Genomic DNA, 13508 nt, shown 5'->3' with positions numbered 1-13508 from the left:
CTACATGCCCCGTCTGATACCTTCATCAGGCCCGGGAATACCCAGATTAGCTTCCTCTGAGCGGAAGTTAGCAGCGGCCACATCTGCCGGACTGACCACACCAGCCTTGTGATAGACAGGTCCTGTACGGGTCTCATAGATCTCTGGTCTTGGCTCATGGGGAGTGACCAATCCGTCACGCATCACTTCACCACCAACGACCAAAGCCGCCAACAGCGCAGCACCGATATTATGACCCTCTCCAGGACGTGTCTTGATATCCACCTCATTGAATATCTTCGAGAAGAGCTGCATACGGTGGTAGTCATCCACAGCGAGGAACTTGTCGTACTGTTTCTGGGTAATCTCATGCGAGATGGTCTGTCCATTGATAACAGCCGTCATCTTATACTTCCCGTTTGCTGTCGGGTCAACCTGGATATTTCCCACCTCCACCTCACGGCCATGTGCTCTCTCGCGGTAGAAGCCCTTGCGCTCATTCAACTCCAAAAGGGCTGCACCGTCCACCCTGTTGGAAGTGGCATTCTGGATGTCCACGACCTCTTGGTGGACGATGCTTTGCCCGTCATGCGCAAGGTATAAGTCGTCTTGATACAGGCTCTCACCGTGTGCCGACTTAATTTCTACTTCAGAGAATACCTTATCGAACATCTTCAGGCGATGGGCATCGTCGAGGTCGAGGAACTTCCGATAGTCCTTGGCAGAGATAGAGTGGGCGAGGAGTCGGCCATTGACCTCTGCCTCCATCACATAATTACCATTAAGTGTCTTATCCACACGAATCTCGCCAACGACCATCTCACGGCCATTGGCCACTGGCTGGAACCAACCCTTGTTACCCAGAATAGCCTGAATCTCCCGGCCATTGATGGCATTCGGGTCTCGCTCGATGCGCTCTGCCTCCCTTTGCTGTTCAGCTCTGGCTTCGGCGAGACGCTGCTGTTCGGCAATCCGTCGCTCCTGTTCGATGAAAGGTGCTTCCACTTCCTGACGAACCTCTGGCTTCAGGTCGAGCGATACCAGTTCCTTGGTCTCGAGCATGTCCTTGGTGAGCTTTGTGTCGAAGTCCTTACCGATAATGTCGTTGATGATGGCCAGTCGGGCATCGACTGAAACGCCCCCCTTGCCACTGACCTTATTAGCCATCAGTTTTTGGATTTCCTCTGGCTTCAGGTCATACTGGAGATCCACCTTCGAGAGGTTCGACTGGATAGTAAGCGTCTTCTTGTCCGCATCGATGACGATGCCGTGCGACTTCAACACCTCCTGAAACTTGTCATTACTGAAATAGACATCCGATGTGATGACAGAAGAGTAGGGGATTCCCTGCCCTTGTGGACGGGGTGCCGCCTCCAGTGGCTTGATCTTCGGTTCAATGGCTATCTTGTCGAGCACTTCGACGGGGTTGTCCTTTTGCTGACCTTTGTAGTTGAACCCATACCCACCGGAAAGCATTTCTCCTGGTTTCACTCGGTTGTCGGGTCGTTCCGTGACCATCGGGCCACCTCCCATCGGGCGATAGGCATGGTCACCTATACGGCGCAGGTGGAAACCTTCACCACGAGGTGCGAAGCCTACGAAGTCACCAGCCCATCCTCGTCCCTGACGGCTGAAAGGCGCAAACCAAGGCATCCGTCTGGCAGGTCTGGCATCATAGCCATACTCGCCATGTCCGATGCGATAGCCGTGCAATCCCATGGCCACACGACCGAAGGCATTGCTGGCAGAAACGAAGTTCTGCGGCATATAGAAGTCGTTCTTCACAATCGAGGCGAAGGTGTTGTAGGCTTTCTTGTTCTCGTAGGTGCTGCCCCAACCCATCAGGTCCTCTACCTGTTTCTCATTCAGCTTATAGGTCAAAACAGGAGAGTCGTGACCCAATACAATGAGTTCACGACCACCGTCCTTCGCCAAACTGATATGCGCCTGCATACCGTTCTTGCGCAAGACCTCCTGAAGCCCCGTCGAGAGATCCAGCTCTCGCGGATTACTGTATTTCCTGATTGCCATAGCCTACTTGAAGTAAAGAACGACACAGGTGTTTCGGTTACCATTCAGCGGCTCGTAGCTGTCGATACCGCCTCGGTGCTTCTTTTGGATATGACTCTCGTCCACGCCATGAGCCTTCAGCAGTCCAGCGATATAGTCGGCTCGCTCTGCACTCAGGCGCTCATTAATCTCCGGCGTACCCGTTTCACTGTCGGCAGCACCGATGATTCGTGCCTGAAGGCCGTACTTCTTGATAACCTCTGCCACCTCCTTGATATTGATGAACTGAGCGTTCTCAGTCAGCTCATGGGTGCCAATCTTAAAGAAGAAATAGATAGGCGCACCGATATACTTCTTACCCGTCTTGATGACGTGGAGGTATTTGTTGGCAGCTGTGGCGGTTGAATCAGCCAGACTGTCCACCGTCGTGGTGTCGCTGATGCCGTCCCAGTCCTTATTGGCGAGACGTTTGCGCAGCGAGTTGAGTCCGCTGTAGTTGTTACGCTCGTAGCTCTTTGTGGTTTTCTCCGAAGCAACAAGAACCTTATCGCGGCTTTGCCAGGTGTCACAAACCAGTTCGGTATCATGCACGCGACCTTTCTTCCATCCCACCTTGCCGATGGTGACGCTCAGACCGATGCTGGCCTGTAGCAGATGGTCACCGAGTTTGTTCGATACGCCCTGTACGTCGAAGTTCTGCCAGGTCGTCGTGGCTCCGAGTTCTCCCGACAGGTGCAAACGGTCATTCAGTCTGTAGCGACCTATCAGACCATACGAGATGGCGAATGGCTTCTGCCCGTTATGACTGTTGTGTATCAATCCGCAACCGGCATAGGGGATGATGTCCCACTTCTGCATACCGTCACTATGCCCCGTCAGGTTGTAGAGGAAGTCCACGTGCAGGTTCTGGTAGTTGCACGCCACCATGTTGGCATCCTTCAGTTGCAGACCCTGAAAAGCCAGTCGGCCACCGACGTAAGGAGTGAACCACTTACCCGCTGACACATTCAGCAATGGTTTCTCCCTGTCAAACAAGTCACCATGCCCCACAGGTTTCCCCACAAAGGCCGACACGCCTCCCTTCACCGAGAGGAACCAGTTTGAACCCCAGTCTTCAGCCGGGGTCTGTGCAGCAGCCGTTCCCACTGTGAGACAGACTGCGAATAAAATAGCTGTTTTCTTCATTTGCGATTTCGTTTTTGTGTTAAGATGGCGCGAAGGTACAACATCTTCCAGAGACGTATACCCCCGCGAAATTCCATTTCTGCTTTTAACTCTTTTGTAAGAGAGCCGCAAAGTCGCTGCTTGGTGCCTCGATGCTGATTTGGAGCATGGCCTTGTCCTTGGGTGCGACGTTCACCTGGAAGTTCTGACCCAGTTCCTTGCGGAGGTTGGTCAGTTCGTCGAGTGTGGTACTCTTCTTGTTGAACACCATTTTCCAGTGGTCTTGTCCCACCTCTTGGATGTTCACATCTGCAGAGGGTGAGAAACTTGCCTTTTCAGCCGTAGCCAACACGGTGGCCATGATGCGATGCACTTCGCTCGCTTTCATCTGTTTCAACTTGTTCTGTTCCATTGTGCTTATCTGTTTTTATGATCGTTTAAGTTTCCGTCCAGCAGGTCGCATCATCATGCGGCCCATGATGCAACAGCGGCGCTTGTAGGCTTCTTCGTCCTCGTCCTCCTTGCGTCCCCATCCAGTACCAGGACTGGCACCGCCACCGCCGTTGCTCTCGGCAAAGTCCGTGGCCTTGTCAACATATCCCAGGAAGAGGGCTGCCGCAGTCGCTGCAATGTCGTTTCCATGCTCTGCCATCTCAACGAGAACCGAATCTTCCAACAAACTGTCGAACTTCACCCTGAGGTTGGGCGGCAACTCACGGGAAAACTGCTCGAAGTCTGCTTTATCCTTCTTGAAATTCTGAACCGTTTCTTCCCACAGGCTCACACTCATGTCATGTGTGGCCTTGTCGAAGATTGTAGGCAGTTCTTTGTTGACCTTACGCTGTAGTTCGTCATAGTTCTCCTTTAACTTCGCTTTACGCTGAGCCAACTCCTGCAGTTCCGAAGTAGCCGCATTAAGCTTCTCATTCTTATCAGCAATGTTGGCTTCGATTTTCTCACGCTCGGCATTCAGTTTCTGCTTGAGTGCCTCCAGCTCTTCGCGGTTAGAAGCCTTGCCATTCTCCAACTCTTTATCGAGAGTCCTAATCTGGTCGTCAATCTGTTGCTTTTTGTTCTCCAGATTCTTGACCATCGTGGTCAGGCCTTTCAACTTTGTCTCTGCCCTTTTGATTGCGGCATTAATCAAGTAAAGCTGATCTTTGTTTTCCTGTATAGTTTGGACTTGAACTTTGATGGTTTCTTTGTTGGTAGCCACCTGTTCTTTGAGCCATTGCAGATACGACTTATGCTGGGCGCCAGTTTCCAAGATACTATCCCCGCGTTTTAGTCCCCACTTGTCATTGACTTCAGCAAGTTCATCATGGAGTTGTCTCAGCCGTTGTCCGAATTCATATTTGTCTTTACCGGAGAAGACCTCTACCCATGAAAGTTTGTTGGTCTTGGTGATGGGTAACAGTGTGCAATGGCAGTGTGGGTTTGACTCGTCCAAATGCACCACAAATGCAGCAATGTTTTCCTCACCATACTTTTTCGCTATGAAGTTGTACATATCCACTGCCCATGTTTCGATGTCCTTGCATCGAGTGACATGTGAATTATCTGCATCTTTTTCATACTTCACATCCTGATTGCCGAAAGCAAGTTTCCTCATGGTCTCAGTCGAGCCATTCAGGATAATGTTTGCATGGGTTCGTACCCCGACTCTTGGCTTCTCCAGCGCTTCGTCTGATAAACCTGCATTGGGGTCTTTGATGCCTCGTTCAGCAAAGATCGACTTGATGCGCTGTGGAATGGATGTCTTCTTATCCACCTCCAGTATAACGCCTCCTTTACCTACTTCAAAGTTCAAATGTGACCTCGTGAGGTCAAGATTACCTGCTCTTTTGGCATTCCATGCCGATGATTCGCCTACGCGCAGATGCTCGTTGCTCTGTGCGACAGTCATTCTTTTGCCTGATTTCAGGTCACAGACCTGTTTTTGTTCTTTTGCCATATTCGATTATTGTGTTAATGGGGTTCTTAGGGTGAAACCCTGAGCCTAATTCCGGCCACTGAGCTTGCTCATTTTTAAAGTGTGGCCTCTCACCTGCGGCATTCCGATGCAAAGGTGGGATTAGGCTACCACTATTGCGGCATTGGGGCCGCAATACGCGCAAGCGCTATGGTGTTCACCCTTCCCCCGTTGGGGTTTCAGATGATGTAGTTCAACTTGATGGCCTTTCGGTTACCAGCCATGCTGATGGTTACGATGTCCAGTTCCTGAAGGCGTTCGAGGAAACGGTTGACAGTCTCTCTGTCCCAGCCCCAGGCTTTGGAGAACTCCAGCACGTTGCCTTTCATGTATTCGTCATAACTTGTCAGCAGCGCGATGCGCTGACGTTCTATCAGGTCGTTGAAAGCTTCCACCTTGGTCAGCTTCTCCGACTTCTTCATGCCCTGCAGCAGGAGATTCCAGAGACGGGTGTCCGTCACAATCTTCAGCTGCGTCTTGTCACTGTTGTTTTGTTCTATTGTGTTCATACGCTCGGATTGGTTGATGTTCGTTTATTCCCCAACAGATTCCGCAATGGCCATTGCAGCCTGAGTCGAGGAGTCTGTCTGCCGTTCTTGTCTGGGTACAGATAAGCGGCAATGAGGATGATATACATAATTTCCGTTACAATCAGGTAGCGGACCGAGACCATCGGGATGGCCATCGATACCGCAGCCACCGCGAGAAAGAGTTTCGGATAATCGTGCAAGAAAGTCAGCACGTAGTCGGCCCATCTATAAGAGAAGAACGACAGGCTGACGGCTGCTGCCAACAGTGTGGCATACGGTCTTGTCATCAGGGGCGCATAGATGGCAATCATCTTGGCGGCCTCAGTGCTGGTCACACTGCTGTCCTGAATCATCCTTGCTATCTCCGTCGATGCGTGGAAATCCACGAACTGGATGAGAATCATCCCCATCAGGATCATCAGTGTGAAGAACTTGCGGAAATTGTCACTACGCTTCATCCCTTCATAGAACCGGCGCAGTCTCTTGGAGCGCCAGGATGAAGCAATCAGAAAGGGTATTGCTGAAAGCAGAAAAACAATGATCAGTTTTGCGTCTATCATAATCGTGTGATTGGTTTAAATAAAGTTCTTGTAAAATGCCGTTTCATGTTGCTGTTCGAGCACTTCAACCTGCTTACCTTTCAGTTGGTGGAGCTGTTTCTCCAACATCTCCAGCATGGCATCCATCGACTCGAAGAACACGACGCTGATTTCATCCATCAGCCCGTGCTGGTTCGACTCCATTACGATGACATACATCTCTTCCTGATAGGGCTTGCTGTAGGCGATGGCCTTATAGTCCTGCCCCTCGTTCTGACAGTAGGCGCAGAGCACCTCCACTGCCAGATACTTGGTCAGCTCGTCGATGAAGTCCTCCATCATCACCTGCTTTTTCAGGTGGAAGGTCGCCATACCGCTCTTCTCACTGCGCTGCAGGGTCACTTCTTCATTCGTGAACAGGGCAGTATTGCCTATCTCCTCGCTGAACCTGTCGAAGTTCTCAGCTATCATGTCACCAGCCATGCGGATGGTCTTATCCATAGCGTCCATGTCAGAGGATGGATTTGAGGTACGACTTCAGGAAATACTCGCTCAACACAGTGGAGAGTTTTTCCGTCTCTTCCTTGGGCGAACGGTCATAGTCCTTGCCGTCAACGTAGGCGAGGAGTTTGGGCAGTTCTTCGGCCAGCTGGTTGAGTGTCTCAATCTGCTGGTCTGTCAGTGCTGCCGTGGCGTAGTTGTCCAATGCCAGGAACGGCTGGATAAGCAACCATCGGTAGTTGGCTCCCTGCTTTGCCGTCAACGGCTTCTTGGCGTTGATGTCGTTTCTGCAGCTTTCAGCACTCTGGATAATCCTTCGGTTGAAGTCCATATAGTATTGTCTCACCGACTTGAATTCCTCCGATGCCAGAGCCGCCTTTCGGTTGCTCGACGTGGCCACCTTCAGTTTCATCACGTCGGCCATCGAGCGCTTCTGGGTCAGTGCCAGGTCGGTAATCTCCATCCTGAAGCTGTCGGCCACGGCAAAGAACTCGCTGGCGAGGTCGTTGTGGACGGTCATTGTCGAATCCCGCATCATCAGGCTCATCGTGGAGTCCTGCAGCTCTGCCCAGGTGTTAATCACTTGTGCCAGTTCGTCAATGGTGGCACTGTTCATCTGTTTCACCTTCGCCAACTCCTCGTGGCAGGCCACGACGGCCTCCTGCGGTGTGTGGAACACGAAGGGGTGTTTGTTGTGGCTGCAACCCATGAAGGCTGCTGCCATGACGACTGAACTTATAATAATAAGGTGTCGTGTGTTGTGTAGAATACGCTGTTTCATACCTGTTTCGATTTCGTTGTTGTTTTCGGGCTGCAAAACTACGACAAACCCCACACAACCCGTTCCCGCTTAACACTTCATTCTGGTTATTAACTATTTCACGATTTTCGGGCTAAAAACCCGCACTTCTCTCCCCATCTGTGTCAGCGTTAAAAACCGGAAAAGAATTTCCTGAAGCCTGCTCCTTCTGCGTTTTTCCGTTCCTTTGCAGCCAAAATTTTCAGAATTATGATAGTTTGTATAGCAGAAAAACCGAGTGTAGCCCAGTCAATTGCGAATATTCTGGGCGCGAGAGTGAAGAAGGATGGCTATTACGAAGGTAATGGCTATCAGGTAACGTGGACCTTTGGCCACTTGTGTGAACTGTTGCCTCCCGACGGCTATTATCCTCAGTGGAAGCGCTGGGATCTGTCGGTTCTCCCGATGATTCCCCCGACGTATCGCGTCGAGGTGATTGCCAATCCGGGTGTGAAGAAACAGTTCAAAATCGTTAAGGACCTGTATAAGCATGCCTCCGAGATTATCAACTGCGGCGATGCGGGTCAGGAGGGTGAACTCATCCAGCGTTGGGTCATGGAACTGGCGGGCGTCAAATGCCCCGTCAAACGCCTGTGGATTTCGTCCCTGACCGACGAAGCCATCCGACAGGGGTTCCAGCACTTGAAACCACAATCCGACTACGATTCACTATATCAGGCCGGACTGGCCCGTGCCGAGGGTGACTGGCTCTTGGGAATGAACGCCACCCGACTGTTCACATTGAAGTATGGCGGTTTCAAACAGGTGCTCAGTATCGGTCGTGTGCAGACACCCACCTTGGCCATGATTGTGGCTCGTGACAAGGAGATTGAGAACTTCAAGTCAAAGCCCTATTGGTTGCTGACCACCCTCTACCGTGGCATCCCGTTCACCTGCAGCAGCCATGTGCGCTTCGATACCGATCAGGTAGGCAGTCTCGTTCTGGCACAGTCCAAGCAGTACCCGTTGACCATTCAGGATGTACAGCAGAAGCGTGGCAGCGAACAACCGCCACAGCTTTACGACCTCACCTCGTTGCAGGTGGACTGTAACCGTAAGTTCGGCTACTCTGCCGAGACGACGCTGCGCAATATCCAATCGCTGTATGAGAAGCGTCTGACCACCTATCCGCGTGTCGATACCAAGTTCCTGACCGAGGATATCTACGCCAAGTGTCCTAGCATCATCCAGAACCTCTCCAAGGTCTATGATGCAGCCCGTCCGCTTGTGGGGCAGCAGTTGCAGAAAAGCAAGCGCGTCTTCGACAACTCGAAGGTCACCGACCATCATGCTATCATTCCTACAGGTGATACCCGTGCGCTGAACAGCATCAACGACTTTGAGCGCAAGGTCTATGACCTCATTGTGCGTCGCTTCTGTGCCGTGTTCTATCCCAACTGTGAGTATGCCCAGACATCTGTGTTGGCCACAACCGGTCCTATAGAGTATAAGGCCACAGGCCGTACCATCCTGAACCAGGGCTGGCGAGGGGTCTATGCCAACGTTCAGCGTGACGAGGAAGATGACTCTCCAGAAGAGGCATCATTACCAGCATTCAGGGTAGGGGAGTCGGGTGCCCATCAGCCCACGCTCCAACAGAAGACCACCACACCGCCAAAGCGCTATACGGAGGCCTCACTATTGCAGGCGATGGAAACTGCGGGAAGGCTGGTCAACGACGAAGCCCTGCGCGAGGCGATGAAGGAAAACGGCATTGGCCGTCCGTCCAGTCGTGCGGGCATCATCGAGACGCTGCTCAAACGAGGTTATATCCGACGTGATAAAAAAGCGCTCATTTCCTGTGCGGCAGGTCGTGAACTGATTGATGTCATCAATGCCCAGATGCTGAAAAGTCCAGAATTGACTGGGGTTTGGGAGAAGAAGCTCCGTGAGATTGAGCGAGGCCATTACAGCCTTGATAAGTTCATGCAGGAACTTCAGTCGCAGCTTATCGACATCATCAAAGAGGTGCAAGCCGACTCTTCGGGCAAAAAAATTCTAAAAAAGTGAGCAGAAGTTTTGTTTAAATGAAAATTTCGCAGTATCTTTGCAACCGCATAGGCGAAAAATTCACGAAAGTGGAATAATTTAACCTTGCAAAGCGCATTCTGGATTCTAAACGGAAATTCGGCAAAATTCCCCAAAAGATCATCAGATGAAGGAAGACGCGCCAATGGGATAATTGTGTCCTTATGGAATCACATATCCTCAGGCGTGTGTGTCATTCTTGAGAAGATGATCGGCTTGCCGAAGCCTCCGTTTTTTCGAAGGTCTGGCACCACGCTTTCTAACTAAAGACCAGCTTTGCCTTGGTGCGGCGAGCTAACGATATAAAGTCAACGTTTATGAAGGAAGGTCATATAACAGTAGCAGAACTCGGGCCACGGCTGAAACTCATCCGTCAGGAGTTAGGTATTACACAGAAAGACTTAGCTCAGGCCCTGGACTTGAATCAGGCCATTCTGTCGAAGTTTGAAAATGGTGGCATGGTCTACGCCTCTGTCTTGCTCGATGTTCTCTGTTTCTTCCGTGGAAAGCTCAATCTCAATTTCCTCCTGCAGCCAGGCGATACGTATGATATCACCGATGAGCGCAGCTTGTGTACCGACAACAAGCAACATGATGTTATCATCCGTGGTAAGTGCAAAATGGTTCGTCAGGATATGAACAATGCGATTGACGAAGCCAGAACCAAACTTCAGCAAGCCCTCGACGATCTCGAAAATTTCTGCGTTTCAGAATGACCTCTGGAGCGCAGATATATGATGGTTCTGTAGGCTCTACTTATCATAATCGCGATTCTCATATTTTAACCGCCTGAGTGTCAGACTTTTATGAATATAATCCATGTTATGATAAATAGACGCAAGAAGATGGTTTAACAGAACCCCTATTGGAGCCTGTTAATTATTTACCAGCCCTTGGTTCTGTCGATTTCCTTCAGTTGCTCTAATTCTGCTTTGTTCTGTTTGAGAAGTTCAGGATCAAAATCACCTTCGGATTCCTGGTGACTGATTAATTCCTCTCTGACCTTAATCACATCGTACCCGAATCCACCGATGGTGACCATAATATCCTCGATAGACATATCTTGGTCTTTTGCCACCTGAAGTGCAAAACGGTTGAACGACCATTCAGCACCACGATTAAACTCAAACGAATCCTTCTCTGCAGCAATCATATCTGGGAAGGTCTTCTCTAATCCTAAAACAATCTGCAATAGTTCGTAAGGCGTATTTGACTTGTCAGCAAATGTAACTTCAGTGACCTTCTTATATGCCCATACTGAGCCACGAACAAAATCCTCTGTAGCGTTCTTGTGCTCGTTTCTTGTAATATATTCCGCTTCAATCATGGGTGCAAAGGTACTAAATAATCGTGAAACGGCATTCAAAATACGGTAAAAACGGACAGTTCTATCAATATTTTACTGTTAAATAGGTTAATTGCAGATAGATTTCAGCCTTAAATTCGAATCTTTTTAGTATCTTTGTGATCTGATTCAAAATTAAGGTAGTATATGAGTATTAACATACAGGGTAAGCCACTTAAAGAGTGGGTAGATAAACAAAAGAAGAAAGACGGCGTAATGATTGTGCATCGTGGTACTCAGCGCACCCAGTTTGGTACAAGTACTTATGAGGGTGCAATCGTGACCCTCATGGACGATAAGGATGTCCGCTATGAGAATGCCGACATCAGTCTGCGACTCAATGGTAAGGACTATCGGATGACAGGCAATCTGGTTGAGCGCAAAGGCGGTATTTGGTACGTTGACGGAAGCATTGTCGATTTGCCTGAGCAAGAGCAAGCTCCACACATGGCCGAAGACATCACGGAGATGGAAGAAAAGGTAGATGAAAAGGTAGACGATGCTGTTAACAGCTTTCTTAACACATTCGGAATCACCAATATCAATTGCAACCAAACAGGCAGTAAGCATAAGTCATCAACTCGTAGTTTCAATATCAAGAACGATTTTTCAGGCGGTGAAACCATCATCCACGGTACTGGCACAACCACCATTAAGACAGGAAGACGTACTGTCATCAAGGGCGGCTCTGTCAACATCAGACGTGGTGACAAGAAATATACCATCAAGGGTGACACGATTGAGAAGATTGATGGACGCTGGTATGCCGACGGAAAGGCCGTCGATTGGGACTCCATTGGAGGTGAGTATGCGGAAAGCAGTGTCGTGAGCATTGAGATCAATGGTGACGTGCAGAACCTGGCCACTTCAAGCGGTGATGTCACAGTGAATGGCAACGTCCAGAATATCCGTACAGGCAGTGGTGACGTAGAATGCAATGATGCCGTGAACGTCAATACCGGCAGTGGCGACGTTCATTGCAAGAATATCACCGGTATGGTTTCAACAGGTAGTGGTGACATCTATAATCGATGAAGACTTCAGATGAGCATGATATACGTTATCAAGGAGAATGGCTATGGTTATAGGGAGATAATCGTCTGTGCTGTGAGCGACGAGAAAACTGCCAAGAGATACTGTCGTGATATGCGTACAGGAAGGGAACTGTTCTACGAAGCTGTTGATTTGGATGCCGTTACGATGGATGAAATATCTGCAGAGAAGATCTATGTTGTAGAACGAAGGGTTCCATGGAAGGCAAATAAAGATGTTCCTGTTACGGAAATGTACCAGGAATTAATGAATATAGAACCTGTTGCGCTCGTAGAAGTGGACCATTTCATGACGGTTTCATACGCCAGTCTGCGGACACTCAGGCTGGAGAGCGATTTAGATGGTACGGCATTGTCTTTTTGGTGCTTTGCCAAGAGTGCTCCTGCAGCACTTGGCATTATGGAGCGTGCTCTTAAAGACTTTGATCCGTCTGTCCTCGAATGGGGAGTCTACCATCCTCTGAAGGGAGACAATAAGGAATTGAAAAGAAGAATAGACCAATTTAAGAAGAAAAAGAAGTAGTATGCTGAAAGACTATAAAAATAAAGAGGTACTGGCTGAGATGAAGCGTCAGGTGAATGTTGCCGCTAAGATAAGCGACCGCGAGGCAAGGATAACATTTGTGCTGGTCCACATGATTAGTGAACATCATGAATTGGCAGAATCGGCTGGCAAACCCGAGGGTGAAGGCAACCTCTTCAACTTCACCTCATGGTGCCTGAGCCGTTTTACCGATGAACTCGAAGCACCATCCACAGAGGATTTCAAGAACCCCATCGAACTTTTCAAGAAGGAACACGATGTCACCCTACTCGACCTCGTTCGTTTCCGCACTCCTGCAAAGAATGCCGTAGAAAAGGGACTGGACGAAAGTTTTGAGTGGCCTGACAATGTTCCCTATGAGGAATGGGAGGAGGACATGCTTCAGACTGCATACGCTACCCTATTCGGCCTTTACTTCTTCAACACACCCGCCAAAGATCTGATGCGCTGGCTGGGTAAGGATGAACCGAAGAACTACCGCTTTGTCAATGCGATGAACCGCCACGAGACAGCCCTGAACGTCACCGAAGAGCGTACCAGACTGCGCGAGGCAGACGGTCCGCTTCCTTGGAAGAAGAAACCCAAGCGCATGTATGTGAACGACGAGGAGATGGCACAAGGCAAAGAGCATGTGAACCAGTTGCAACAGGGATTCCGCAAGTTGGTTGATATGCTGGCTTCAGGTGATGTTCTGCGCTTTTGTCAGGAAAAAGAAGATACGGCTTTCGGCATCTTTATGACAGGAACCTTCGCTATGATGATGCCTGGCAAGAACATCAACCGTAAGGGTATTGTAAGTTCGAGGGACAATGCGAAACTGGTGTACCAGGCCGCGAAGAAGTCGCTGATGGGCGACAAGCTGTCAAAGCAAATTGTTACTGCCGCTGACGACAAGGCTGCTGCAGAGGTCTTCTACTGGGGCTTGATATATGGTGAGCAAGGTGTTGCCGATGGCAGTATGCCCACCGGCATGGCCGACATGGACATCCGTCGCAAGCCCAAACCCAAGTTGAAGAACTGAAGAAATACCAAATTAGAACAAGGA

14 protein-coding genes are annotated in these 13508 nt (G+C 49.8%); 5 read left to right on the top strand and 9 right to left on the bottom strand.

Going from position 1 to position 13508, the window contains the following annotated elements; translation table 11 throughout:
- The 8 genes from BUB86_RS17910 to BUB86_RS02945 form a co-directional block, all read right to left on the bottom strand.
- Complete coding sequence (locus BUB86_RS17910; protein WP_254795078.1) at positions 1-2010, bottom strand: hypothetical protein; 2010 nt, start codon at positions 2008-2010, stop codon at positions 1-3.
- Positions 2011-2013: 3 nt separating this feature from the next.
- On the bottom strand, positions 2014-3174 hold the full coding sequence (locus BUB86_RS02975) for an OmpA family protein (RefSeq protein WP_081373058.1): 1161 nt from the start codon (positions 3172-3174) through the stop codon (positions 2014-2016).
- Between the two features lie 85 nt (positions 3175-3259).
- A complete protein-coding gene (locus BUB86_RS02970; RefSeq protein WP_073205124.1) occupies positions 3260-3565 on the bottom strand; it encodes a hypothetical protein in 306 nt (101 codons plus the stop codon).
- Between the two features lie 15 nt (positions 3566-3580).
- Positions 3581-5107, bottom strand: a complete 1527-nt coding sequence (gene mobV, locus BUB86_RS02965; protein WP_073205121.1) for a MobV family relaxase — start codon at positions 5105-5107, stop codon at positions 3581-3583.
- A 197-nt stretch (positions 5108-5304) separates the two neighbouring features.
- The gene (locus tag BUB86_RS02960; protein WP_073205118.1) at positions 5305-5634 is read right to left on the bottom strand and encodes a hypothetical protein; all 330 of its coding nucleotides are present in this window, start codon (positions 5632-5634) and stop codon (positions 5305-5307) included.
- Positions 5631-6215 (bottom strand): hypothetical protein, encoded by a 585-nt coding sequence (locus BUB86_RS02955; protein ID WP_073205116.1) that lies wholly within the window; start codon positions 6213-6215, stop codon positions 5631-5633. The genes BUB86_RS02960 and BUB86_RS02955 overlap by 4 nt, the downstream gene beginning before the upstream one ends.
- A gap of 15 nt (positions 6216-6230) precedes the next feature.
- The gene (locus tag BUB86_RS02950) at positions 6231-6695 is read right to left on the bottom strand and encodes a hypothetical protein (protein ID WP_139261345.1); all 465 of its coding nucleotides are present in this window, start codon (positions 6693-6695) and stop codon (positions 6231-6233) included.
- A 10-nt stretch (positions 6696-6705) separates the two neighbouring features.
- On the bottom strand, positions 6706-7476 hold the full coding sequence (locus BUB86_RS02945; RefSeq protein WP_073205109.1) for a hypothetical protein: 771 nt from the start codon (positions 7474-7476) through the stop codon (positions 6706-6708).
- A 228-nt stretch (positions 7477-7704) separates the two neighbouring features.
- Between BUB86_RS02945 and BUB86_RS02940 the strand changes: the two genes are divergently transcribed.
- Complete coding sequence (locus BUB86_RS02940) at positions 7705-9504, top strand: DNA topoisomerase 3 (protein WP_073205105.1); 1800 nt, start codon at positions 7705-7707, stop codon at positions 9502-9504.
- A 335-nt stretch (positions 9505-9839) separates the two neighbouring features.
- A complete protein-coding gene (locus BUB86_RS02935) occupies positions 9840-10238 on the top strand; it encodes a helix-turn-helix transcriptional regulator (protein ID WP_139261343.1) in 399 nt (132 codons plus the stop codon).
- A gap of 167 nt (positions 10239-10405) precedes the next feature.
- Here the strand turns inward: BUB86_RS02935 and BUB86_RS02930 are convergent, their stop codons facing one another.
- On the bottom strand, positions 10406-10849 hold the full coding sequence (locus BUB86_RS02930; RefSeq protein ID WP_073205099.1) for a hypothetical protein: 444 nt from the start codon (positions 10847-10849) through the stop codon (positions 10406-10408).
- A 165-nt stretch (positions 10850-11014) separates the two neighbouring features.
- Between BUB86_RS02930 and BUB86_RS02925 the strand changes: the two genes are divergently transcribed.
- From BUB86_RS02925 to BUB86_RS02915, 3 genes are read left to right on the top strand one after another with little or no spacing between them, the layout of a single operon-like run.
- Positions 11015-11902, top strand: coding sequence for a hypothetical protein (locus tag BUB86_RS02925; protein WP_073205096.1), 888 nt, complete (start codon positions 11015-11017; stop codon positions 11900-11902).
- Between the two features lie 15 nt (positions 11903-11917).
- The gene (locus BUB86_RS02920) at positions 11918-12442 is read left to right on the top strand and encodes a hypothetical protein (protein WP_139261341.1); all 525 of its coding nucleotides are present in this window, start codon (positions 11918-11920) and stop codon (positions 12440-12442) included.
- A gap of 1 nt (position 12443) precedes the next feature.
- Positions 12444-13484: a hypothetical protein gene (locus BUB86_RS02915; protein ID WP_073205090.1), complete on the top strand. Its 1041-nt coding sequence runs from the start codon at positions 12444-12446 to the stop codon at positions 13482-13484.
- Positions 13485-13508: the final 24 nt, after the last annotated feature.

It is taken from the genome of Xylanibacter ruminicola, assembly GCF_900142525.1.
Lineage (GTDB): Bacteria > Bacteroidota > Bacteroidia > Bacteroidales > Bacteroidaceae > Prevotella > Prevotella ruminicola_A.
This window is presented reverse-complemented; position numbering and strand designations above follow the sequence as displayed.